Genomic DNA, 25,563 nt, shown 5'->3' with positions numbered 1-25,563 from the left:
GGCTTTTTTCAACTCAAAATTTAAAATAATGGAGGTCAATCAATGGAATTCTTTAACAGTGCAGTAGATGTACTTCAAACCCTCGTCGTCGCTCTGGGTGCAGGCCTTGCCATCTGGGGCGTCATCAACCTTCTCGAAGGCTACGGTAACGATAACCCCGGTGCCAAATCCCAGGGCATGAAGCAGCTCATGGCGGGCGGCGGTGTCGCCCTGATCGGCATCGTCCTGGTGCCGCTGCTTTCCGGTCTGTTCGGTTAATCGGGTAGAAAGCGATGGAAAGCATACTCGACAAAATCACCGAATGGCTGAAGACGATGCTTGTAGAAGGCATCATCACAAATTTGTCGGGGATGTTTGATAACGTCAACCAGCAGGTTGGCGAAATCGCAGGTCAAGTGGGATTGACGCCGGCGGCATGGAATGCCGGCGTCTTTTCCATGATCCGCAGCCTCTCCGAAAGCGTCATCATCCCCATCGCGGGCGTGATCCTTGCCTTTGTGATGACCTACGAGCTCATCCAAATGGTCATCGACCGGAATAATCTTCATGACATCGATACCTGGATCTTTTTCAAATGGATCTTTAAAACCTTTGTGGCCGTTCTTCTGGTCACCCATACCTTTGATATCGTCATGGGCATCTTCGATATGGCACAGTCGGTGGTCAACAGCGCTTCCGGCGTCATCTCAGCAGACGCCTCGGTGGATCTGGCCACCACAGTGGCAGACCTTCAGACGCGGCTGACCGCCATGGAACTGGGTCCGCTCTTTGGACTCTGGTTTCAGAGCCTGTTCATTGGCTTTACCATGCAAGCCCTGAGTATCTGCATCTTTCTGGTCATCTATGGCCGCATGATCGAGATCTATCTGGTCACGTCAGTGGGGCCCATCCCCATGGCCACCATGGTCAACCGGGAATGGGGCGGTATGGGACAGAACTATCTTCGCTCCCTTTTGGCCCTGGCCTTTCAGGCTTTTCTCATCATGGTCTGTGTCGGCATCTATGCCGTCCTGGTGCAGAACATTGCCACGGAAACCGACATCATCAAGGCCGTATGGACCACCCTCGGCTATACCGTCCTGCTCTGCTTCACCCTGTTCAAGACCGGAAGTCTTGCCAAGTCCATCTTCAATGCCCATTAAGCGAAAGGAGGGAAGCTGATAATCTTATTTGAAAATGCGCACATGAAAATACGGTCAAGATACTTTGACCGCAATGCTTTTGTAATTTCATTTGGACGCCTGGCCAAGAATTTTGTGGGATTTACTCATTGAGAACGTAGAAAAATCCTTCACAGTCCCAAAAGGCATAGATGTACTTGTCCTCTGTATCACCCTTTACTGAATAGAGACGAACGGCTGATTCATTGTACTTTGCCTTGCCTAAATACTTACCCTTATCAGCAATTGTAAAGTCCAGGCCATTGATCTGCCGATATTCAGTTTCTTCGATTGTGAGGATGTTCCACTCTGCGCCAGTAATTTCACCGATGACTCGACTCTCCCGAGAAACGTACAAAGCTGTAACTAGAACTAGGATACCCAAAACAACTATAAGCACAGTCTTTTTTCTCAATGGCACACCTCCCAACCAACTTTATTAAATATCAGGATAAAAATCCTGGAAAAATTCATTGATATCAAATCAATTATATCATTTGCGCATTGCTCATCGTGAGCAGTTTTTCTCGAATCTAAATCACTCGTCAGAAGTGTATTCTCACCAAATCCATATTCAATGCCCACTTAGCGAAAGGAGGAAAGCCTGTGGCCTATGTTCCTGTACCGAAGGATCTGACCAAGATCAAAACCAAGGTGATGCTCAATCTCACCAAGCGTCAACTGATTTCATTTGGCAGCGGTGCCATACTGGGCGTCCCGCTGTTTTTTCTTGCTAAACCCCACATGAGTGTCAGCACGGCAGCTCTTTTGATGGTGCTGTCCATGCTGCCTTTTTTCCTGCTGGCCATGTATGAACGAAACGGTCAGCCCCTGGAAAAGATCCTCTATCAGCTCATTCAGAGCCGATTCATCCGACCGAAGAAGCGGCCCTACCGGACCGATAACTTCTATGCCGCCGTAGAGCGGCAAACCAATCTGGACAAGGAGGTAAAAGCGATTGTCCACCAAGAAAACCATCCAACGAAAACTCAGCCGCGAGGAAAGAAATCGCATTGAAAGCGCCATCGCCAGAGCCAAGCGTGATAGCAAAGTTCCGGCAACGGCCCAGCAGACGATCCCTTACCTGCGCATGCATCCCGACGGCATCTGCCAGGCAACGGATGCCTTATATACCAAGACCATTCAGTTTCAGGACATCAACTACCAGCTGGCTCAGAACGAGGACAAAACGGCCATCTTTGACGGGTGGTGCGATTTTCTCAACTACTTTGACAGCTCCATCCGCTTTCAGTTCTCCTTCCTGAATCTGAGCGCCAGCATCGAGGAATTCGAGCAGTCCATCCTAATCCCGGATCAAAATGATGATTTCGATGACATCCGCGCAGAATATGCCAATATGCTCCGAGGCCAGCTGGCCAAGGGCAACAACGGCCTGTCCAAGACCAAGTTCATCACCTTCGGCATCGAAGCGGAGAATCTTCGTACGGCCAAGCCCCGGCTGGAACGTATCGAGAATGATCTGCTAAATAGCTTCAAGCGCCTTGGCGTCGCAGCAGATCCTTTGAGCGGCAAAGACCGCCTGAAGCTCCTGCACAGTATCTACCATCTGGACGGTCAGGAGCGCTTTCTCTTTGACTGGGACTGGCTGCCATTATCGGGTCTTTCCACCAAGGACTACCTTGCACCCTCATCCTTTGATTTTTCCGAGAGCAGGAACTTTCGGATGGGCAATAAGCATTGCTCCGTTTCCTTCCTGCAGATCCTGGCTCCTGAGCTCAACGACCGCATGCTGGCGGATTTTCTGTCCATGGACAACAGCCTGGTGGTGACGCTCCATATCCAGTCCATCGACCAGACCTCGGCCATCAAGACCATCAAGCGTAAGATTACCGATCTGGATCGGATGAAGATCGAAGAACAGAAGAAGGCCGTCCGGTCCGGCTATGACATGGACATCATCCCGTCAGACCTGGCTACCTACGGTGGTGAAGCCAAAAAGCTGCTTCAGGATCTGCAGAGCCACAATGAGCGCATGTTCCTCGTGACCTTTCTGATCATGAGCACTGCAGACGGCAAACAGCAGCTGGACAACAACGTCTTTCAGGCTCAGGGCATTGCTCAGAAATACAACTGTCAGCTGGTCCGGCTGGACTTTCAGCAGGAATCCGGCCTCAATTCATCCCTGCCCCTCGGCCACAACCAGATCGAGATCCAGCGAGGCTTGACCACCTCCAGCACCGCCATCTTTGTGCCTTTCACCACCCAGGAACTGTTCCAGCGCGAAGGTGAGCCCCTGTATTACGGACTCAATGCGCTGTCCAACAACCTGATCATGGTGGATCGGAAAGCTCTGAAGAATCCCAACGGTCTGATCCTGGGCACTCCGGGCAGCGGAAAATCCTTCTCTGCCAAGCGCGAGATCGCCAATGCCTTTCTCATCACCCAGGATGACATCACCATCTGCGATCCCGAGGGCGAGTATTACCCCCTGGTGGAGCGCCTTCAGGGCCAGGTCATCAAGATCTCACCCACCAGCGGACATTACATCAACCCCATGGATATCAACCTCAACTACTCAGAGGATGAAAGTCCGCTGTCCCTGAAATCTGATTTTATCCTTTCCCTGTGTGAGCTCATCGTCGGCGGCAGAGAGGGCCTCCAGCCCATCGAAAAGACCGTCATCGACCGTTGTGTCCGCATGGTGTATCAGGCTTATCTCAATGAGCCAAGGCCTGAGAATGTCCCTATTCTGGGAGATCTGCACCGAATCCTTCTGGAGCAGCCGGAAAAGGAAGCCCGGCTCATTGCGACGGCGCTGGAAATCTACGTCAGCGGATCGCTCAATGTCTTCAACCACCGGACCAACGTGAATATCCAGAACCGCCTGGTCTGCTTTGATATCAAGGAACTGGGCAAGCAGCTGAAGAAGCTGGGCATGCTCATCGTCCAGGACCAGGTCTGGGGTCGCGTGACCGCCAACCGGGCGGAAGGCCGAAGCACCCGCTACTACATCGATGAATTCCATCTGCTGCTCAAGGAAGAGCAGACCGCCGCATACTCCGTAGAGATCTGGAAGCGATTCAGAAAGTGGGGTGGCATCCCGACGGGTATCACCCAGAACGTCAAGGACCTGCTGTCCTCCCGGGAAATCGAAAACATCTTTGAAAACAGTGACTTCGTCTACATGCTGAACCAGGCAGGCGGGGACCGCCAGATCCTGGCCAAGCAGCTCAACATCTCTCCCCATCAGCTGTCCTATGTCACCCATTCCGGTGAAGGTGAAGGCCTGTTGTTCTACGGGAATGTGATCCTGCCCTTTGCAGACCGTTTCCCTAAGGATACCGAGCTTTACCGCATCATGACGACGAAGCCAGCTGAGGTCAAGGGGGTGTGAGATGAGCGCCAAGAAAGCCAAACGCACCGTCACCCGGCTTCAGTTCACCGAGGAGGAACGCAGCAGCCCGGAGCTTCAAAAAGCCACTCAGAAGGCAGACAAGGCTACGAATAAACTGGAGAAAGCAGCAAAAAAGTCCAAGGCAGAATCGCTGGGAACCCACGAGACGAGCATTTCCTTTAGTCCCATGAAAAAGCCTGTGAAGCTGCAGTTTGAAGAGCTTCAGGTGAAGAAAACACGCACGGCTTTAAAGTCCGCAGCGGCGACCCTGCCTGCCGCAGAGGTCCACCGGCAGATTGCCAGATCCGAAGATGACAATGTCGGCGTGGAGGCTGCCCACCGCCTGGAAGGAACCGCTGAATGCACCGTCCGGACCGCACAAAATGCCCATCGTTCTCATGCCCTGAAAGTGGAGCAAAAATCCCTAAAGGCGGAGAAAAAGCTGGACCAGGCCAACGTCAGCCTGCTTCAAAAACGGGCAGCCAGTGAACAGCCGCTCTTATCGACCAATCCCTTATCCCGCTGGCAGCAAAAACAGGCCATCAAGAAGGAATACGCTGCTGCCAAAGCAGGAAAAGGTGCGGAAAACGTTCAGAAGGCGGCCCAAACCACCGTGAAAACAGCGAAAAAAGCGAAGGAGGTGCTGGAGAAGGCTACCGCTTTCATTGCCCGGCACAGCAAGGTTTTTCTGGGCATTATCGGCATCTTCTTTGTTGTCATGCTGATCCTGAATACCTTTGCCAGCTGCTCTCAGATGGCCTTGGGCGGGCTCAATGCCTTTCTCACCACTTCCTACACCGCATCCGACGAGGACATCACCGCCGCTGATCTGGAGTACACCAGGCTTGAGGCAGAGCTTCAGTATGACCTGCTCAACATCGAACGGGATTATCCCGGTTTTGATGAATACCGCTACACGGTAGATCCCATCGGCCATGATCCTAATGAGCTGATCGCCTACCTGACGGCAAGGTTCGAAGATTTTACCTACGCCGAAGTCGAGGCTGAGCTGAGATCCCTTTTTTCCTCCATGTACAGCTTACACATCACGGAGACCGTCGAAGTGCGATACCGCACCGAAACCCGGTACCGAACCTATACCGTGACCGATCCTGAAACCGGTGAGGTCCAGACCATCCGCGAAAGCTATGAGGTGGAGGTCCCCTACAATTTCTACATCCTGAACATCAATCTGAACAGCCAGTCCCTGTATTCGGTGGTCTATCCCCGCATGAGCGCCGATCAGCGGGAAATGTATCTCGTGTACATGGATACCAAGGGCAACAAACAGTATTTCGGCAATCCCTTTACCTTCAATTGGCCATGCCATGTCACCAGCCTTTACGGCTGGAGGGTCCATCCCATCACGGATCGGCTGCAGATTCATCGCGGGCTCGATCTGGGTGTAGCTTTGGGCACACCGATCCAGTCCATACATGACGGCGAAGTGGTCCGAGTCGGCTACGATGCCAGCGGCTATGGCAACTATGTGGTCATTGCGGACAAGGACGGCTACCGCAGCACCTATGCTCACTGCTCCAGCATTCTGGTAACAGAAGGACAGAGTGTCCTGCGGGGACAGGCTATCGCCAAGGCCGGAAGCACCGGTGCCAGTACGGGCAGCCATCTTCACCTGGAACTGACGTTAAATGGCCAGTATCTCAATCCCTACTTCTTCATCGAGGGGACTGATCCCTACACCCCGCCAGCCGTCGGCGGCACAAATGGCGCTTATACCGACTACGACATCCCGCCGGAAGCGCTGTCAGATCCCACCTTCGCTGCCCTGATCAAGGAAGCAGAAAAGTATCTGGGTTATCCCTATGTTTGGGGAGGCTCCACACCATCGACGTCCTTTGACTGCTCCGGCTTTGTCTGCTGGGTATTCAAAAATTCGGGCGTCTATCCATTATCAAGGACCACTGCCCAAGGGATCTTTGACCAGTGCGCCATCATCCAACCCTTGGAGGCCAAGCCAGGCGACATTGTGTTTTTCACCGGCACTTACGACAGTATCGGTCCGGTTTCCCATGTGGCCATCTACGTGGGCGACGGCATGATGATCCACGCCGGAAACCCCATCCAGTACGCCTCCATGAACACCTCATATTTCCAATCCCATTTTTACGCCTTCGGGCGTTTACCAAGGAGGTAATCATGAATCCAAAGATACAAAAACTGACGGAGGAGATCGACAAGATCACCCATCGAATCAAAAGCCTCGAGGCCAGACTCATCGAGCTTAAGGCACAGAAGGACGAGCTGGAGAAGACCGAGATCGTTGAAATGGTCCGCAGTGTCTCAGCAACTCCGGAAGAGCTGGCCGCATTCATCAGGGCGTTTCGCGAAACAGGCGGAGCGCCCGATTATTTTAAAACACAGGAGGATAACGTCAATGAAAATGAGTAAGAAATGGCCTCGTGCTTCAGGCCTACTGCTGGTCATGCTGCTTTGCCTTTCCATTCTCTCAGTCCCTGCCTATGCCAAGACCGATGTATCCAAGGCGATCACAGCAAGCTCTGATCCGATCGAGGAAGCTGTGGTGCCGACTGTCGAGCACGCAGCCTCGGAGCCCGTCAAAGAAACTGAACCGGAAGCTGCTGTGCCTCTCACTCCGGAAGGCAATCTGACCATTGTGGATGACCTGGAAGGTGAACAGACCGAGGACAAGCAGTTCATCACGGTCAAAACCAAAGCGGGCAACACCTTCTATCTGATCATCGACCGGGCCGGTAAGGAAAATAACGTCTACTTCCTGAACCTGGTGGATGAAGCAGACCTCAGAGCCCTGATGGAGGAAGACGGTAACCTGGAGCCCCTGCCGGGAGAAGGTGCGGTCCCAACCGTTCCTGAGCCGGAACCCGAACCTACACCGGAGCCAGAAACGGAAGTGGAGGAACCCGTACCTGCGGAAAGCATGAATCCTACACCGATCATCCTTGTAATCCTGATTCTTCTGGGCGGCGGCGGACTGTGGTACTTCAAGCTGAGAAAGCCCAAGCCCAGCGTCAAGGGAAACACCAATCTGGATGAGTACAGCTTTGATGACGATGACGACTATGAAGAAAAACTGCTGGTTGAAGAGGATCAGGAAAATTCCGAATCGGAGCGTGATGACGAATGACGCATTTTACGGACAGTCCCTTTGAACGGCTGATGAAGCAAAAGCCCAGGCAGCGGCAGGAGAAGCTCTCTCCTGTCCTGCCCAAGACCCATCCCTGCCATGGCTGCAGCTATCTTCAAGGCAACTGCTGCACCGGTGTCTGCTACCGTGAGCTGATACTCCCCCACAAGAAAAAGAAGGTGGACAAATGAGACTGGTGATCGCAGAAAAACCCAGTGTGGCGCAGTCCATTGCCGCTGTGCTGGGGGCAAACAACCGAAAGGACGGCTATCTGGAAGGAACGGATGTCCTGGTTTCCTGGTGTGTCGGACATCTTGTGGAGCTCTCTCCGGCAGATGTCTACGACGAGCGTTATGGCAAATGGCGCTTCGAGGATCTGCCGATCCTTCCGGAGCCATGGAAATACCAGGTGCCCAAGGACAAACAAAAGCAATTCAAGATCCTGAAAGGCCTGATGGGTGAAACTCGAGTGACGGAGATTGTCTGCGCCACGGATGCCGGACGCGAAGGGGAACTGATCTTCCGTTTGGTCTATCGTCAGGCGGGATGTCAGAAACCGGTAAAGCGCCTATGGATCAGTTCCATGGAGGACCAGGCCGTCAGCGAAGGCTTCAGGAAACTAAGGCCCAGCCAGGAATACGATCCGCTCTATCAATCTGCCCTCTGCCGGTCACAGGCGGATTGGCTGGTTGGTATCAACGCAACGAGACTCTTTTCCGTTTTGTATCGTCAGACCCTTAATGTTGGACGCGTAATGTCTCCTACGCTTTCCATGATCGTGGACCGCTGGTCTGCCATTCAGGATTTCAGGTCCGAGCCATTCTACACCGTTGTACTGAAGCTCCCAGGCTTTGAAGCAGCCGGTGAAAAGCTGAAGATCAAGGCAGAGGCTGAAAAGCTCCTAAAAGAGTGCCAGGGAAAGTCCGCCACAGTCACTGAGGTAAGGACCCAGGAGAAAATGGAAAAACCGCCCAAGCTATATGACCTGACCACCCTGCAGCGGGAAGCCAACCGGCTTCTTGGGTATACCGCCCAGCAAACGCTGGATTATGCCCAAAGCCTGTATGAAAAAAAGCTCATCACCTATCCCCGAACCGACAGCCGCTATCTGACGGCTGACATGGCGCAGTCCACTGAGGACGTCCTTCAGTCAGCGCTTTTCCTTTTGCCAGAGAAATTGACGAAGGGATATTCGACGGATTTAAAGCAATTGCTGGATGATTCCAAGATCAGTGATCACCACGCCATCATCCCGACCCATGCTCTGAAGGAAAATATCCTGGAGAGTCTGCCCAAGGGCGAACAGGAGCTCTTAAAGTTACTGGCTATCCGCCTCATCACAGCCGCCGGAGAAGCTCATCAGTATTCGGAAACGACGGTCATTCTGGACTGCAGTGATCAACGCTTTACTGCCAAGGGAAAGACGATCCTGCAGTCCGGTTGGAAGTCTGTGGAGGAGCATTATCACAGCACGCTTACCACTCGAAAATCGGAGAAGAAAACGGATGTCCCACTGCCCAGACTGGAAAAAGACCAGTGCTTTGATGCGGTCTCTGTCCGGCTGGATGAAGGGAAAACCACCCCGCCCAAGCCGTTTACAGAAGATACGCTACTCTCTGCCATGGAGAATGCTGGCCTGGAGGACCTACCAGAGGATGCTGAACGAAAAGGTCTTGGGACTCCGGCCACACGGGCAGGCATCCTGGAAAAGCTGATCAAGACTGAGCTCGTGGAGCGCCGAGGTGATAAAAAGCTCAAGACCCTGCAGCCTACTCATAAGGGAGTTGCTCTGGCCACGATCCTGCCGGAGCAGATCAAATCCCCTCAGATGACGGCGGAATGGGAGGAAAAGCTGAAGCGTATCGAAAAGGGTCAGCTCTCACCTGAGATCTTCATGGCGGAGATCTCTCAGCACCTGAAGGATCTGGTCAGAACCTATCAGGCGGTCTCTGAAACCCCCGGCGAGCTGGCCTTGAATCCGGAAAGCATCGGTTCCTGCCCGCGCTGCCAGGATCAGGTGCTGGAAGGGGAACGCCGCTTTTTCTGCCAGAACAAGACCTGTACATTTGCTCTGTGGAAGGACAACCGTTTCTTCAAGGACAAGAAAAAAACACTGACTCGCGAGGTGGCTGCTGCTCTTCTTCAGAACGGCAGCATCCTGATGAAAAACCTATATTCACCCAAGACACAAAAGACCTACGATGCCCGAATCATCATGGAGGATACCGGCGGCAAGTACGTCAATTTCAGGTTGGAATTCACGCCTGGTGAAACCAAGGATAAGCACAAAACATCGACAAAATCCAAGGAAAGGATGGAAAAATCATGAATGTCAAAGAACGGATCAGGGCTCTCCTCGGCATTGAGGTGAGCACGGATAATCTGCTGGAGCTCTGGGAGAATCCGGAGAAATATGTATCAACACCGGAAGATGCTGACAAACTGGGAGATCTGTTTCTCTTAGTTGAGATGATGGCCGAGCTGGAGGTGGATAGCGATGAACAACACTGATGAACTTCGCTATGTCCAAGCCTTTGCCCGCATCATCGGCGTCAAGGAGGATGACGCCCTGGAATACGCTCAGAGAAAGGGCATCAGCGCTTTGGTGGAGAACGCCACACAGCTTTTGAGCACACCTGCACAGCGGGAAAAGCATCAGGCCTTTCTGGATCTTTACCGCATGAGCAGCAGCATCAAGACGAAAAATCCAGTCATTAATTCACCGGATGCTGCAGCGGCCTTCTTTCGCTCGGTGATGGATCAGGTCCATGACAAGGAAGCCTTTGTTGTGGCATTTCTTAATACCAAGAACCGCGTCATCGATCACGAGGTCGTATCCCTGGGGACCATCAACAGCTCCATCGTCCACCCCAGGGAAGTCTTCCGAAATGCCATCGTCAATAAGGCTAATGCCGTGATCCTTTGTCATAATCACCCATCTGGTGATCTGACGCCAAGCTCCGAAGATCTCACCGTGACAAAAAGATTGAAGGAGACGGGCAATCTTCTGGGCATCCAGGTGCTGGATCACCTGATCATCAATGGGATCAACCAGCAGGATGTTTATTCGTTTCAGGCCCATGGCGTGCTGGAAGCACCCGCTGCTTATGACCAAAAGGAAACGGTCAGGGAATCCTCAGCTCAGGTGGCACCCGGTAAGAACATCAAGGATGGCCTCAAGGAAATCACGGATAAGCTGGAGCAAGGCATCCGTGATTTTTTCAGCGGCGACAAATACCAGGATTACCTGCGCACCATGTCGAGGTTCCATCATTATTCCCTGAACAATACGATCCTGATCGCCATGCAAAAGCCGGAAGCCACACTGGTGGCGGGATACAATCGCTGGCAGGATCAGTTCCAGCGCAATGTTCTGAAGGGTGAAAAAGGCATCCGCATCATTGCCCCAGCCCCTGTCAAAACAAAAAAGGAAGTTGAAATGCTTGATCCTGTGACGCAGAAGCCCCTGCGGGATGTCTCTGGCAAAACTCTGACGGAGGAAGTGGAGATCAAGATCCCCCGGTTTCGGGTCGTCTCAGTCTTTGATGTCTCTCAGACGGACGGGAAGCCCCTTCCCCAGCTGGCAAGTACCCTGACCGGTGACGTCAAGCAATATGATGTTTTCATGGAGGCTCTGAAGCGATCCTCCCCGGTTCCCATCTCCTTTGAAGCCATGCCCACCAGCACCGACGGATATTTCAGCCAGGGCAGACAAAAGATCGCCATTCGGGATGACATGAGCGAGATCCAGACGGTCTCTGCGGCCATCCATGAGATCGCCCACGCCAAGCTTCATAATCTGAAGCCTGACCAGGAAAAGGATCACGGAGAAGATGAGAAAGCACCGGTAAAACCCAAGGATCGGCGAACCGAAGAAGTGGAGGCAGAAAGTGTTTCTTTCGCAGTATGTGCGAATTATGGCATCGCCACCGATGAGAACAGCTTTGGCTATATTGCTGCCTGGAGCAAGGACAAGGATCTGCCCGAGCTGAAGGCTTCCCTGGAGACTATCAGCAAGACCTCAGCAGAGCTCATCGATGACATCGATCGCCATTTTGCAGAAATTACCAAGGAGCGCGGGATTTCTGCAGCAGACATAGAAAAGCAAAACGAAAAGACGGGGACTGATGATAATCCATCGCCTCGCCTGCAGGAGGTGGAATTCCTCACAGGTTCGGATGACACCTACGCCATCTACCAACTGAAAAACGATGAGAATCTGCGCAACCATCAGTTCGAGAGCCTGCATCACCTGCAAAAACTTGGTCTGAATGTGGATCACAAAAATTATGACCTGACCTATACCGGACATTTTGAGGCTGCTGCCGACACAAATGGGACGCTGAACGGCATCTATGAAAAATTTAATGAGGACCACCCTAAGGACTTCACCGGGCATAGTCTTTCTATGAGCGATGTCATTGTTTTAAAGCAAAACGGTGAGCACACGGCTCATTATGTGGATGCCATTGGCTTCAAGGAAGTTCCGGAGTTCATCAAACCCGTCAATCCCTTGCGGAGCATTGAGGATGCGGTGGAGCAAAATGACAATCACTTTGATGGCCTAATCAATAACGTTACAACCAAAGATGCGGATAAGACCAGAGAGGCAGCCGAAGGTCGTGATGAGAAAAAGCTGCAGAAGGAATCGGTTAAGCAGCGGCTGAAAAAGTCAGCTGAGAAACCAGAGATCAGCAAAACGCTGCCCCACAAAACTGCAGAAATGGAGAGATGAAGATGGATAGATTCAGTATTGAAGAGCTTAACCTCATGTGTATTTATGATACCGGCACCCGTTCCGGACTGATCGCAGGGCTTGAGAAAATCGCCCTGGAGCTTGCTCCTGAAGACGAAGAGCTTGCCGGGCTTGTCCAAAGTGCTTTGAAGAAGCTGACGGCCATGAGTGATCAGGAATATGGAGAGTTGATCCTGGTGCCCGACTACAAAGAAGAAGAGGACTAAAACAGAGCGTGTACAGCAGAAAGGTGGTGTGCTGGAACTTGAGGAGGTGATGATTTGGCAAACAGAAAGCGTTCGATCCCCATTATAATCATGGTCAACGAGCGTGAAAAAGCGCTGATCGAAGAAAAGATGCACCAGTTAGGGACAAAAAACATGGGGGCTTACATTAGGAAGATGGCCATTGACGGCTATGTAGTCCGCCTGGACCTCTCCGATATTTCTGAACTGGTATCGCTCCTTCGAAGAAGCAGCAACAATCTGAATCAATACGCTAAGCGGGCTCATGAAACCGGACGCATCTATGAAGCCGATATTGAGGATATCCAGAGCAGCCTAAAGAGTGTATGGGAAAAGGCGGATCAGATCATGACCCGCCTTTCCACCATAGACTAAAATTCTTATCGACAACATGGACGACATTTGGATTCCTTGCTACGATCAGGGTAGAAGAAATTTTCGGATGAATGGAGGTGTGCAGCATGAGATTTCTCATCAAGCTGTTCTTATTCCCAATCACACTGGCTTTAACGATCCTTGTTGCAGCCTGCCGTTTGCTGTGTCAGCTGTCCACCATGGTGCTGGGGATCGTGGCTTTTGTATGCTTTGCCATCGCACTGGGAACCATGGTCCTGCTTCAGGATGTTCCGGAAGGTCTGAGATTAATGGGCTTGGCCTGGTTGATCAGTCCCTTCGGACTGCCGCTGATCGCAGCCTTCTTGGTTGAGCTGCTTGGCGTATTCAACGATTCTTTGAAAGCGATTTGAGAAAGCGAAATATGATCCTGTGATGGGCGCGGTGGAGCAATCTGCTGCGCCATTTTCTTTTGGAAGGAGGTGTCCGCTGTGGCAACCACGAGATTAATACCCATGCACGTTATAAAAGGTCAGACCGTGGCCCACACGGTACATGAACGCCTTTCCTACGCCATCAATCCTGATAAAACCAACAACGGACAGCTCGTCAAGGCCTATGGCTGCGAACCGGAAACCGCTGCTGGAGAGATGCTGCTTTGCAAGAAAGAATACGAGACCTACATTGGACGAAGTGATGAGAAGAAGAGTGACATCGTGCTCTATCAGATCCGGCAGTCCTTTAAGCCAGGAGAAATCGCGCCCGAGAAGGCTCAGGAGATCGGCTATGAGCTCGCCATGAGTTTAACCAAGGGGAAGTATCAATTTGTTGTCGCCACACATACCGATCATGCCCATATTCATAACCACATTATTTTCAATTCCACATCCATAGACCATACTCAGAAATTTAGGAATTTCCTTGGCTCCAGTGAAGCGATCCGAAAAATCAGCGACAAGCTTTGCCTGGAGAACGGACTCTCAATCATTGAAGCTCCAAAGCAGGGACCGTCTCATTACGGCAAGTGGCTGGGCGACAAAAAACCGCTATCCTGGCAGGAGAAACTAAGACAAACCATCGATGCCGTCATGGCACAAAAACCAGCTGATTTTGATGCTTTCCTGAAGTTAATGGCGGAGAATCGTTATGAAGTGAAGCAGGGGCAGCATCTAGCCTTCAAAGCAAATGGTCAGCAAAAATTTACAAGATTGCGATCCCTGGGCGAAGGATATTCTGAAGATGAGCTAAGATCTGCGATACTCGGAAAAAATGTACACACACCAAAAGCCAAAGTTCCTTATCGAAAAAATCCAGACAAGATCCATCTCCTGGTGGACATTCAGGCCAGGCTTCAGGCAGGAAAAGGTCCTGGTTACGAGCGCTGGGCGAAGGTGTTTAATCTGAAACAGATGGCTCAGACCATCAGTTTTCTGACGGAGAATAACATCACCGACTATGAAACCCTGGTTGAAAAAACAAAAGCTGCGACGGATCGTTATCACGAGCTGTCACAACAGATCAAGCAAATTGAAAAACGGATGGCTGAAATCACAGAGCTGAAGAAACATATCATCAATTATGCGAAGACAAAGGATGTATTTACGGCATATCGACAATCCGGATATTCAACAAAATATTATGAGTCGAACACCGAAAACATTCTGCTTCACCAATCAGCCAAGCAAGGTTTTGACTCGATTTCATCAAGCAAGATCCCTTCAATAAGAGACCTCCAAGATGAATTCAACAAATGCCTGGATTCTAAAAAAGTCATTTTAAAAGACTATGTAAAACAAAAGAATCTGATGAAAGAATCACTGACTATACAATCAAACGTTGATCATTTATTTTCTCAAGGGTCGGCTAATATTAATGAACAGCATCGCTAAATGGATCTGATCGTGGACAGACCCCGTCCACAAAGATCACTGCGTCTTATTTGACGCCTTAAAGATTCTTTCAAAATACTCATCGAATAATTCCTGATCTGATAATAGTGTTTTCGCTCTGAAAACACCTCTACTATATCCATATTTCTTTTTCATCTTATAGGAGTCGCTAGGAGTAACGAAGATTTCATTTGGGAAAATTTCGAGGATTTCTCTAATAAGCGCAGCAAGATAAGAACTCTCTATATCCGAATCGAGGTGGCCTTTAAATATGCCCCGGAATTTCTGATCTACCCATTCGCCCTCGACTAAACGGGAAATTTTCTGACCCATCTCATAAGTACAATTTTCTATGACCAGAGTATTTTGGTCCATTCCAGTGAATGGATCTACAAATAATCTAACAGTTTGTGCTTGGGAAAACGGATGCCAGGACAACTCGAGATCCCCATCAAGGAACTCACCAATAATCGCTCCAACAGGCCAGGCTTTACCATTCCCATCCCATAATGAATACAGATGACCCGGCCTTCCTATGTAAATATTTCGTTCAACTCTCTCTATGCGATGATAATGAATATGGCCTACGGCATAGTAATTAAATCCAAGTTGTTTCATCTTACTGATTGGCAGATCACAAGGGTGGGTTAATAAAATCGCTGGTTTGGTGTGAAGCTGTGGTGTGAGATATCCGAATTTTTTAAGAAAACCATTTTGCTTGGAATCGCAACTCATACCAAAAACATTGAATTCAAGATCATCGTCTTCTACGAAAGCCATCTCATCCATGATATATAAACCACTTAGACCCATGGTCTTTAAAATCAGCTCTGCTCTTGACTCCCGGGTATCGTGTTCGCCGAATACAATAAAGACTTTGCAATTGAGTGATAGCCATTCAAATAAAAATTGTATCAGGTTGCCAGCTGAATCCAGCTCTAGATCCCCTGAAATAATGACTGCACCGATATGATAATCCTTAATTATCGAGCTGATATCCCCAAGTATTTGACGCTTAATTTCATAATGACTTAGGCCGTCTTTTTTACTTTTTAAATGGTCAGAATCGAAGAAATGCAAATCTGAAATATGCAAAAATCTGTTTTCTTTCACAATTCCACTCCTCCAATCATTTTAATTTTCAATCCCATTCCTATGTTATCGCTAAATTGATTGACTCATCATTAGCAAAGGAAGATGGGTTTGGGATATCCCCAAAAGGTGAAATCACATAGATTTCCGCAAGTGTATAAACACTTGCATTGCTTGCCAATAATGTACTGTTGTTGACCCAATATCTGTTACCGCAATTAATCTAGTGAGCAAACATTTTCAGCTCCAAATAAGGCTTTCGCCCTTTCAATAATCTTAGGAGTAGGATTGGGATAATAGACAACAAGATTATTCATTGCTCTGGAACAACATACATAGAAAATTCTTTCTGTTCTTTGTATTACAGACTCTTTATTAGGCGTTTGTTCAAAATAATAATTGAAGTTATAATTGTTCCATCTGCCATTGTCCATTATGACAAGTACATTATCAAACTCGGCACCCTTAATCCCATGTTGAGTCGAATATGGTGAAAATTCATTATAATATTTGAAATATGCGAGGACTTGCGAAGCAGGTAGTAACTTGATTTTTTCGTATGTTTCCGAATGGTTTTTAAGAAACTCAATAAAGCCATCGTCCTTACGAACAAAACGCTCTATGTCAAATGTCTCAACTAGTTGTTCTATGTTTATATCAAGATTTGCATGTAGGCGAGATAACGCTTCGCTTATACGTCTTTTATCAGCGGTATTTTTTATTTTACATTGCATTTCACTGATAACATATGCAAAATCTTTTTTGCCATAGTAGAATAAAATTCCACCAATTCTTAGAAGATGCCGAGCTAATCGATCAGGTTCATTTCCGATAAGATGGTCGTTGTTTGAATAAGCGGCTAACAGTTCCGCAAACCCTAATCGAGTCGCGCTTAATCTATGGGTTAAAAATAACACCCGTGTTTCTTCAAAATTCTCAAAATCCCATCCAGAAGCGAAATTGCTTGTTTTGAAAGACTGCAAGTCAAATTCATTGTTTGAATAGACAAATGTAGTACTCCCCAATTTATTAGCAATAACACCTTCCGTTGTCCTTTTTGCAGGTTCTTGTTGAATATCAAAACGTATGCGGTTGAGCATGTTTATCACATTTACAGCGCAGCGATAGTTGTCCTCTTTTACTACTTCGTATACATCACCAGTATCTATATATGACTGAATATTTCCGACACCTGAATCATAAATGGACTGCATTTTGTCGCCAAAAAAGCCAACACATAATCGGTTATTTGCAGCTACTTTAATATGCGTTAGGAATATCTCAATCACAGCACGTTGAGTGTCCTGATATTCATCTATGAAAATATAATCATACTTATCACATAGAATTTTTGCTAATAGAGGGTATGTGGCAAACATATAGTTTGCGATTTTCAACAAATCATCATGAGAAATAATCCCATGCTCGAGGTCGCGAAAGTTTTGATATTCAATATTATTAAACGTCTGCTCATTGATTATAATCTCACCTGAGTAGACTAATCCGCTACCTTTATTCTCTTTTTCTGCAGATATAAGATTTAGCACGCTGCTTTTTAAGTTTTTTTGATACTCTTTAATTTCATCCCACAAAAAATCGTGAATAGTAGAAACACGAAGTTTTGAATATGGAGAGCGCTCCTTTATTTCATCTGCTGCCACATTGGTATATGTTATACAAGCTACATGTGCTTTGGGGTTACTTTGCATGACATGATGAAGTGTTTGTATCAATGTGTAAGTTTTGCCACTCCCTGCACCACCGCTTAACAAGAAATTCTTTTTATCATCAAGGCAGGAATTGATTTTTTCCATTACTGTGCCAACCATTCCAAACCCTCCCTTATGTACAACGGAGTTGTCCATTTTTCATTTTCTTTTCCGCCATATAGAAGAACATCTAAAGCGAATGAAGTTTTACTATCAATGCACATTTCAGCAATTTCATAGAAATCTGGAGGTGAATCGTCTAATCCGCCGAGGTTCTTTAAACTTGTAAAAATATTTTTATGATCTATGATAAATTGCAAGTTGTTACAGATAAACGCATCCTCAAAACTGCGTGCTTGATACCCATTCTCTTCTTTTTGAAAAAGGAGGCGTAAATTTCCATTTTCTTTAAGATTCCAAGAACCGGTATTATTGTCATAAGTCAATGTCATGGGTGAATTACATAACGGTACAATATCTTGCAAATTAGAAAGATGAGTAAAATGCTTAATTGAAGCATTTGTTGTGGTCGTTCCTTCTAAAAATCTACATTTTACAGGTCTCCCGTTTTCACCCGGTTTTGCACAATCAAGATCCGTTATGATTAGTGTTTTAATACCTAAAAAGCCAAGGAATGTTGCAAAAATATGAGAGTAAGCGCCTACTTCGATCACCGATATATTTTGTGATAGAAGAGGATCGTGATTCTCAGCCTCTGGGTTCTGTGCGGCAAATTCATCGGCTTTTTTCATCATTGCATATATCAACATTCTTTCGGTATCGCCTTCAATTAGAATGGCTTTATCTGCAAAGAACAGCTCTGCACGATTTAATGTTACATATTGCTTGACAAATCTATATGCACGTTCTTGCTCTTCTTTAGTAGGAACATCCTCAGAGGTAACCATTTTTGAAAAAAGAGTCTTTAAACTACGTGATTTAACGCTTGTACTGGATTGCCTTAAAAAATATTTTATATCTTCAAAGTCACATTGAGATACGATGTGCGATGAATGGGTGCTGATTATTGTTTGCAACGAAAAATCTTTACCCGCTGCTAAACAATGCTGCGTGAGAATCTTCTTAATATTCTTGATGAATATGTATTGCATCTGTGGGTGAGTATGCGCCTCTGGTTCTTCGATGAATAAGAAATTTAGAGGGGCCGGGTTTTCATCAGGTTTTCCTTTCTTTGATAACTGGTCGAGTTTGATTCGTATGTTGAAAATGATAGCAAAAAGATTCAAGTACCCCAAGCCGTTATAGTCTTCTGGCAAAAGGGTATCTTCATGCTTGTACTTCACAGTTGTATTATCCTGAAATATCTTCTTTTCACTTAAAGTTGAAATGATTGATAATTCTGCTTCCTGGGGATTGTAAGACATTGCAGCAATTTCTTTCACAACAGGAAGAAAAAGTTCTTGATAAATTCCGGTTAAACTTTCATCTGTTTCGCAAAGCTTTTTCTGTAACTCTGGAAATTCCGCTTCAGAGGCGACACTGGAATTGTAGTATCTTCCAGCGAGAAATGAAAGTGATCGGCTATGTCCCTGTTCATTATCAACATCTCTTTTTGCACCAATTATCTGCATCGAAATAATAGAATTTACAATATCGCTGTTAATAATCTTGAAATTTGTTTCATTGCCGAATTCAAGCGCTTTAATTCGTACAGTAAAATACCTATTCATGTTGTTTCTTAGATAATATTCAAAATCACGGTCTATACCTTTAGCCTTGTATTCGATATAGTCGCCAGCAAGTTTTAGATATTTTTCATAAACTAAAACATATTCGAATTTCACAACAAGATAATGCATATCATTATCTAAATCTAAAAGTAGCGCAGAAGCGCTGCCAAGGTTATCGGTATCGTTATACGAGATATAAAGTTTCAACGATAACTGCGGTTCAACGTATTCTTCAGGAGAGTTATTGCTGCTTTCACAGGCAAGAATATCCTTCTGTGTCTTAATATTGAAGTCATCAAATGTAAATTCAGGTTTATTTTCAGAGAGAAACTTTTGAAGAATTGACAGGAATGATGTTTTCCCCGAATTGTTTTTTCCAATAACTAGTGTAAGAAGATCCTCGAAATCGATATCCAATTCCTTTAGCATTCTAAAATTTCTGATTTGCGCTGATTCTAGTTTCATACACACCATCCTCTCATATTTTAATGCATCACATTTTCACCTTGAAGCGATACTAGAAAATGAGTCCGCCGATATTTCAGGTTACCTGTAGTATCACGTGAGTCTTTGTTACCATCCGATCAACAACTGCTTCAATTTTTCATCGTGATCCAGGACAAATGTACTTGCTTCCCAATCTTCTGTTGCAGGTATTTTTGTCTCGTACTTGATTGTAAATGGATTTTGGTCTGGAACTTTGTCGATACGCTCTTTTGCCTCTTCGATGTTATTTAAGGCAACGTCAATCCAAACATCCTCTAAGGTGTCCGGGATTTGTCCGAACATATCCTTAATGTTTTTTAGTCGGGCAGATAATACCGTGTGGACCTTATCTTCAACAGAGTCTTTGTATCGCATGTTGAAAATTTTCACTTTGGGAGCCACCTGGCCAATACGCTGGATTCGGCCTTTTCTCTGCTCAAGCCTTGTTGGATTCCATGGTAAGTCAAGATTAATCAATGTACTAAGCGTCTGAAGGTTAAGTCCTTCGCTCGCTGCATCAGTCCCAACTAGGATCTTTATTTCATGGTTTTTTACTTTGGCCTTGATGCTATCTTTGGAGTCTTTATGAAAAGATCCGTTGAGAAAATAGCCGGATTTATCTCCGCCAGCATAAAGACCTATCACGTCATCAGACAAATCTTTTGAAAGTTTTTCAGCCACGAAGTATGCGCTGTCGTAGTATTGCGAGAATATGATGCAACCGCTATCTTTCCAGGGCTTGTCACTTTCATCAATACCATTGCTTAGAATATCGAGGACCTTGATATACTTAGGATCGTTATCATGATTAAGAGACAGCATTTTTACGAGTTCGCGAAGACATTGAGTTTCCGCATCCGTAAGATTCTTTACCTCGCTGACACTTTCTTCAAAATCATCGTCTTCCTCAAAAATTACATCAAATTCATCCTGTAATATTTCTTTTCCAGCCTCTGTCCAGGCAAGCATTTTCTTCGCTGTATTATCACCGGCGATAATCGTGCTTCCAATACGCTTCAATATCAGTGTTGACATGAAGCCGCCTGCTTTGACACGGGATGAAAGCAAAGTACAAAATTCCTGTGCTTTTGAGTAGGCTTGCCTCAAATAACCTTCGAGAGGGATTGCGCCATCGTCGCCCTCGCCGTATAGTTCGACCAGAATTCTTTTAAGGTAGGTCTCACCGCTCGCTGGATTGATTGTATTCTCAAGAAAATCCCTTGTTCGCCTCACTATATGGCGAATAAACGGATTGTAGTTTGCTATAAATTCGTCCGTGGTATATAAAGTCCGTATGCTATCCTTCTTCGAGCCCGAAAGGGATGCGTAATAATCAGCAGGCAAGACATAGGTTTTATCGGAAATATCAAGCCTGTCCCGAATGCGGTTTACTCTATCTTGTGCTGACGGAGTTTTGGTTGGTAGGGGATTTCGAATGATGTCCCACATTGTGATTTCGCTCTCTGGATAAGGCTCTTTCCCACAAACCATATCAAGCATCAATTGGGGCTTTTTATGCCATTCACTATACATGTCACCCATAACCTTGAAGGTCGGGAGACTTAAAGCATTTATCAGATCAAATGCTTCAATAGGATGAATCTGCACCGGAGTAGCTGTTGCCAAGAGAAGACTCTTGGTCTTAAAAGTAATCGCATTAAGAAATTGTAATAGATAATTTGGATCTGCCTTGTGCTTGTTAGGATCTTTAGTTGGATTTCGACGTCGTGCGCGGTGCGCTTCATCGAGAATGACACATTCAAATTCTTTCTGAGCAAGCAATTCAGCGGCTTCTGTTCTTCTTGACACAAGGCCTTGTGAGATGATGCCTACTCGTCTCGGGCATTTAAGTATGGATCTAACACTATCGGCTTGATAGAAATAACCATTTTCATCTTGCCAACCTGAACCGGTCCAAACAGCACTTGGCATATCTAGCAGTGTCTTCATTTCGTCCTGCCACTGCCATACAAGAGTTTTGGGCACAATAATCAAAACTGGCTTATCACCATAGAGAGCCATTAATTTTGCAGACATTGCAAGCTGCAGAGTCTTTCCCAGCCCAACCTGGTCAGCGAGAAGATACCGAGCACCACCATCCTTTTTGTGCTCTCTGAAAGCAAGCTCGACAAAATATTTTTGGTGTTCCCAAAGACCAAATTCTTTTCGATAAACCGGTTCCTCGACTGCAGCTGAAGGGACCACTTCATCGGAATTTTCTCTCCAGTCTTTCAGACCGATGACCATACGCTTTGAAATTCTGTTGAGGTCGTTGACAATAAAATCAGCCAGGTTCACAGCATATTGACTATTCCAGAAATAATCAAATTCATCTTGAACCCATTTTACAGATTCCTCTGAATCATCTTCCCACAGCATTTCATAATTTAGTGTATAGGCGCTCTTAGTTTCATTGATACTCCCGAGAAAAGAGGTTTTAGAGCCATCTTTATAAGTGATTACTCCAGCCTTTCCGTGCATAAGACCAAAAACTTGGTCAGGAATCACTCGGATTTCAAGCTTTCCATTGCTTAATAGGCGATATAGAGTAGAAAGACGGCTGCTGCTTTCTGGTGAAGTATATTTTTCTTCAGGAGAAAACTCACACCATTCCTGCTTCATCTTCTGCGCATAGTTAGCCACTGCAATATCTTCCGGCAGAAGTCCGGAATTACAAATAACCCGGACTTTGCCTTCCACGTTTTCAATACTTTCTCCAGCTACTTCAAGAATGGAGGAGCAAAAATATCCGGCAATTCTGTCGTAAGATACTGCATTCTTCAGTTTTTCTTTCAAAAATTGCTGATCTAACTTATGTCTCCTTGAAGAATAGCGATTCATAGACTATTCCCCCTTTAAATGCTGTCGTTGGTAACAAGTGAATGTAACAAATCAGCCATTGTTGCGCTTTGCTCCCAGTGCGGAGTCATATTATCAATGTCTTTGGTATCTTTGATGAAGCTGAGAAGTTGCTTGATCATGTCGCGTTTGTCCCAATAATTCGGCAACTCATTTTTTATATAGCCGAGAGCTCTCGATGGATTTTCATCTTCCTTGATTCCTGTGTAAATTCCCATAAACACTGTACGAAGTATGGATTTCTCAAAATCAGGAACATCACTAATAGTTCTACCCGCTATTTCAACGGGCGTCTTTAGTCTAGCAGTATTTGCTTTTTCACTAGCCATCATTTGACTGTAACCACCTATACTAAAACCCCGAGCAAATTCCTGATAAGTGCTGATTTGATAGTTGCCATGTTTCTCACTTTCTAAGCCCTTAATATAGAATTTTTCGGCATTTGATAAGTCTTTCCACAGATAACTTTCAAACTCCAACGGAATAACGCAGTCATAAGCAATTTTCTTAGCTGCTTCGATAATTTTAACAACGCTGCTTTGAGCGGGATTATTTATGGCCAAATTCAATTCGTAATCAAGATCAAGATCTTCAATAGTTTTAAAGGACGTCAAAACTTTTAGAGACGCTGCATAGGCTGCTAGTACAAAATCTGGATCAGAAAAATTTGGTTCTTCTTTGTTTTCAAGTTCCAACATACTTGTGATTTGGTTTCTCACTTCAGCTCGGATATCAGAGTTGATTTCATCTAGGAAGGCCATATCATCTCCAGTTTGTTTGCGTAAAACTAAAAGAACGGTTCCTTTAACATAATTGCCATCTTTGATACCTGAGGCATCAGTTTCAGTTGCAATATTCCAAGCAGCAGTAACACGAAGACCCGATTTCCACATGATTAAGGCAAGCTGAGCCCAAACAGCCGGATCGCTATGTGTAAACATAACCACCTGCATGCCATCATCTGGCATATGCCTTGTGAGGTTGGAATAAATATCAATCATCGTCTGGGAAAAATGAGTATCTCCCCGTACAGCAAGCACTCTTTTTGAGTCAGCATACCATTCGGGAAAAGCTTCTAATAGTAATCTCTTGTCCCATGCTAAAAAGAACTCTGAAAGCTCATGATAGTTTACAGCATCAGCATACGGAGGATCAGTGATCCAGTAATCCGCTTTATAATTTATATCTCGTGCATCTGAAATTGATGCAACAAATTTGTTTAAGTCAAACTCCAGCTCTCCATCAATAGACGTTTCACTAGCATTCCTTACTAAGGAAAAACCCCTAACACCATATTGCCACATGGTATTAAATGCTTGATTGTAAAAAGTCTGCGCCATAGACTCCCTAGCTTGCCCTGTCCCCCATCTACATAATCGGCTGTTCCAATCAGCATTTTTGTTAAGTATAAGAAGAGATAGAGCAAGTTCCTCCTGCGAAGAAGCAAGAGAAAGCATCTTTTGAATAAAAATAGAATTAGTTAATAATTGTCTCGCATTAAATAGATGATTCCAGTGTGTCCAACCACGCTCTTTAAAAAGTCGTTCAGTTTCCATACCACTTTCTATCGCCATGCTTGGTACTAAACCTTGTTCTTGCCAGTCAACAATATTTTGCGAGACTATTTGCTTAACCTTCTCTTCATTACTCATATCTCTTTCATTTGGAGCTCGATAATAGCGTTTTCTTTCTGGTGTCTCGTATCTAACTGCATAAAGTCGTTCAGAAAAAATATCATCTTCTCTGAAATCAAAATCATTTTTCCCCCATTGCCTTAAACCAGATATTGAATTGACACCATCGTTTCTATCTTTTCTCAATATAGATATAGGAGTTGTTTTGCCACAATGTGGGCAAGTCAACCCTTTGCTTGAAACCGTCCCATCAGTGGCCTTCTTCATCTCTTCGGAGGTAGCGTTCATTTTTATATCAATATCAAATTTCCCATCAATCTCTTTTAATTTGGCAACTGTTTTAGAACCAACACCAATCAACCAAGACGATGCCAGAGGGACTCTAATGCCACACTCTGGGCAACTTGCCTCTGTGCAATATAAATAATTAACACCGTTATCATTATTTTCGTTTCTTTCAATGCCAATTTTGTATATTTCTTTATAAACCTCATCAAAAAGTCGTTTTTGAAATTCATCTAATTGAGTTTTCACGTTTTTTTTATTGCCTAAAAGATTTATATTTGACCAGGTTAATAACGAAGCGATCGGATTTAAGTCGCTACCATAAGCTTCTGATCCCATCCTAGCTGCTTCGAAAGGAATACTACCTCCTCCAGAAAAACAATCACCGACTTTAATTAAATGGCCATAACGCTTTAATGATAGTTGTTCTATCAAATCATTTATTGATTTTGCACTTGTTCCGAGGTGATGATTTATAGCATTCCAGCTATCCTTACGAAGGTTCGTAAGTTGTTCCGGCCGAACACAGTAACTCAATTTATCATCATAACCAAGTGTCTTGAATAACCGCGTTTCTATATCACTTTTGTCTTGTCCACTGCGAATCTTTATCTTTGTTCCATCAATTTCAAACCATTCATCAATGAACTGCCTGAAATGTTTGCTCTTTTGCGCAATGTCGAAAAGTTCTTTTGCAGAAATTGCCTTCTGCTTACGATCGAGCAAACCATCATTGTCCATTGACAAGATCTTCAGAAAGATATCCATATCGGCCTTTGGATTATCACTGCAAGGCATTAAACAGCCTAAAATCGCAGCACGAACGAGAATAAGGGGTTTTCGCCCCCACCATTTCCCAAGTCCGGTTAATGTTTGGCTCTGAACTGCTTTTCTCTCTTTGTAGCTTTCTTTGCTTACTTTACTGACAGGAAACTGCTTTTCTATAAATGACATCTGATTGTCCAA

The 25,563-nt window shown here is 45.9% G+C and carries 20 protein-coding genes and 2 pseudogenes; 16 read left to right on the top strand and 6 right to left on the bottom strand.

All coding sequences use genetic code 11. The features are described 5' to 3' along the window. Positions 1 to 42 precede the first annotated feature (42 nt). Positions 43 to 258 (top strand): Maff2 family mobile element protein, encoded by a 216-nt coding sequence (locus VB083_RS04675; RefSeq protein WP_084234496.1) that lies wholly within the window; start codon positions 43 to 45, stop codon positions 256 to 258. 14 nt (positions 259 to 272) lie between these two features. Continuing rightward, positions 273 to 1,142: a VirB6/TrbL-like conjugal transfer protein, CD1112 family gene (locus VB083_RS04670; RefSeq protein ID WP_213690430.1), complete on the top strand. Its 870-nt coding sequence runs from the start codon at positions 273 to 275 to the stop codon at positions 1,140 to 1,142. Positions 1,143 to 1,263: 121 nt separating this feature from the next. Here VB083_RS04670 and VB083_RS04665 read toward each other — a convergent pair whose 3' ends face one another. Continuing rightward, a complete protein-coding gene (locus VB083_RS04665; protein WP_213690431.1) occupies positions 1,264 to 1,575 on the bottom strand; it encodes a hypothetical protein in 312 nt (103 codons plus the stop codon). 191 nt (positions 1,576 to 1,766) lie between these two features. Here VB083_RS04665 and VB083_RS04660 point away from each other — a divergent pair, with 191 nt between their 5' ends. The 14 genes and pseudogenes from VB083_RS04660 (at position 1,767) to VB083_RS04605 (ending at position 14,841) form a co-directional block, all read left to right on the top strand. Continuing rightward, positions 1,767 to 2,177, top strand: coding sequence for a PrgI family protein (locus tag VB083_RS04660; RefSeq protein WP_089608975.1), 411 nt, complete (start codon positions 1,767 to 1,769; stop codon positions 2,175 to 2,177). After that, entirely contained in the window at positions 2,137 to 4,515 is a 2,379-nt protein-coding gene (locus VB083_RS04655) for a VirB4-like conjugal transfer ATPase, CD1110 family (protein ID WP_416242160.1), read from the top strand. Before VB083_RS04660 ends, VB083_RS04655 begins: the two co-directional genes overlap by 41 nt. A gap of 1 nt (position 4,516) precedes the next feature. Beyond that, positions 4,517 to 6,670, top strand: a complete 2,154-nt coding sequence (locus tag VB083_RS04650; protein ID WP_323401809.1) for a CD1108 family mobile element protein — start codon at positions 4,517 to 4,519, stop codon at positions 6,668 to 6,670. 2 nt (positions 6,671 to 6,672) lie between these two features. Further along, on the top strand, positions 6,673 to 6,924 hold the full coding sequence (locus VB083_RS04645; protein WP_323401808.1) for a DUF4315 family protein: 252 nt from the start codon (positions 6,673 to 6,675) through the stop codon (positions 6,922 to 6,924). Then, the gene (locus VB083_RS04640) at positions 6,911 to 7,639 is read left to right on the top strand and encodes a CD1107 family mobile element protein (RefSeq protein ID WP_323401807.1); all 729 of its coding nucleotides are present in this window, start codon (positions 6,911 to 6,913) and stop codon (positions 7,637 to 7,639) included. Before VB083_RS04645 ends, VB083_RS04640 begins: the two co-directional genes overlap by 14 nt. 187 nt (positions 7,640 to 7,826) lie before the next feature. Further along, positions 7,827 to 9,968: a DNA topoisomerase 3 gene (locus tag VB083_RS04635; protein ID WP_323401806.1), complete on the top strand. Its 2,142-nt coding sequence runs from the start codon at positions 7,827 to 7,829 to the stop codon at positions 9,966 to 9,968. Then, the gene (locus VB083_RS04630; RefSeq protein WP_323401805.1) at positions 9,965 to 10,150 is read left to right on the top strand and encodes a hypothetical protein; all 186 of its coding nucleotides are present in this window, start codon (positions 9,965 to 9,967) and stop codon (positions 10,148 to 10,150) included. The genes VB083_RS04635 and VB083_RS04630 overlap by 4 nt, the downstream gene beginning before the upstream one ends. After that, positions 10,137 to 10,718: pseudogene (gene radC, locus VB083_RS11740) on the top strand (RadC family protein); the annotation flags it as partial. The gene VB083_RS04630 and the pseudogene radC, both read left to right, overlap by 14 nt. Before the next feature lie 87 nt (positions 10,719 to 10,805). Then, a pseudogene (locus VB083_RS11735) lies at positions 10,806 to 11,723 on the top strand (ArdC-like ssDNA-binding domain-containing protein); the annotation flags it as partial. Between the two features lie 72 nt (positions 11,724 to 11,795). Beyond that, positions 11,796 to 12,374 carry a YodL domain-containing protein gene (locus tag VB083_RS11730; protein WP_416242159.1) on the top strand — a complete coding sequence of 193 codons (579 nt, stop codon included), beginning with the start codon at positions 11,796 to 11,798 and terminating at the stop codon, positions 12,372 to 12,374. Positions 12,375 to 12,376: 2 nt separating this feature from the next. Beyond that, positions 12,377 to 12,601, top strand: a complete 225-nt coding sequence (locus VB083_RS04620; protein WP_323401803.1) for a transposon-transfer assisting family protein — start codon at positions 12,377 to 12,379, stop codon at positions 12,599 to 12,601. Between the two features lie 54 nt (positions 12,602 to 12,655). Beyond that, positions 12,656 to 12,994, top strand: a complete 339-nt coding sequence (locus VB083_RS04615) for a plasmid mobilization protein (RefSeq protein WP_323401802.1) — start codon at positions 12,656 to 12,658, stop codon at positions 12,992 to 12,994. A gap of 86 nt (positions 12,995 to 13,080) precedes the next feature. After that, on the top strand, positions 13,081 to 13,365 hold the full coding sequence (locus tag VB083_RS04610) for a CD1845 family protein (protein WP_211802825.1): 285 nt from the start codon (positions 13,081 to 13,083) through the stop codon (positions 13,363 to 13,365). Between the two features lie 78 nt (positions 13,366 to 13,443). Then, positions 13,444 to 14,841 (top strand): relaxase/mobilization nuclease domain-containing protein, encoded by a 1,398-nt coding sequence (locus tag VB083_RS04605; protein ID WP_323401801.1) that lies wholly within the window; start codon positions 13,444 to 13,446, stop codon positions 14,839 to 14,841. Positions 14,842 to 14,877: 36 nt separating this feature from the next. Here the strand turns inward: VB083_RS04605 and VB083_RS04600 are convergent, their stop codons facing one another. From VB083_RS04600 to VB083_RS04580, 5 genes are all read right to left on the bottom strand, one after another. After that, the gene (locus VB083_RS04600) at positions 14,878 to 15,954 is read right to left on the bottom strand and encodes a hypothetical protein (RefSeq protein ID WP_323401800.1); all 1,077 of its coding nucleotides are present in this window, start codon (positions 15,952 to 15,954) and stop codon (positions 14,878 to 14,880) included. A 197-nt stretch (positions 15,955 to 16,151) separates the two neighbouring features. Continuing rightward, the gene (locus VB083_RS04595) at positions 16,152 to 17,762 is read right to left on the bottom strand and encodes an ATP-dependent helicase (RefSeq protein ID WP_323401799.1); all 1,611 of its coding nucleotides are present in this window, start codon (positions 17,760 to 17,762) and stop codon (positions 16,152 to 16,154) included. Then, positions 17,747 to 19,798 (bottom strand): ATP-dependent endonuclease, encoded by a 2,052-nt coding sequence (locus VB083_RS04590; protein WP_323401798.1) that lies wholly within the window; start codon positions 19,796 to 19,798, stop codon positions 17,747 to 17,749. Before VB083_RS04590 ends, VB083_RS04595 begins: the two co-directional genes overlap by 16 nt. Positions 19,799 to 19,906: 108 nt before the next feature. After that, on the bottom strand, positions 19,907 to 22,660 hold the full coding sequence (locus tag VB083_RS04585; protein WP_323401797.1) for a phospholipase D-like domain-containing anti-phage protein: 2,754 nt from the start codon (positions 22,658 to 22,660) through the stop codon (positions 19,907 to 19,909). A 14-nt stretch (positions 22,661 to 22,674) separates the two neighbouring features. Next, positions 22,675 to 25,563, bottom strand: a complete 2,889-nt coding sequence (locus tag VB083_RS04580) for an anti-phage-associated DUF1156 domain-containing protein (protein WP_323401796.1) — start codon at positions 25,561 to 25,563, stop codon at positions 22,675 to 22,677.

Origin of the sequence: Aminobacterium sp. (assembly GCF_034926885.1) — a bacterium.
In the GTDB taxonomy this organism is placed as follows: Bacteria; Synergistota; Synergistia; order Synergistales; family Aminobacteriaceae; genus Aminobacterium.
The sequence above is the reverse complement of the archived record's forward strand: the minus strand, read 5'-3'. Positions and strand labels throughout refer to the sequence as shown.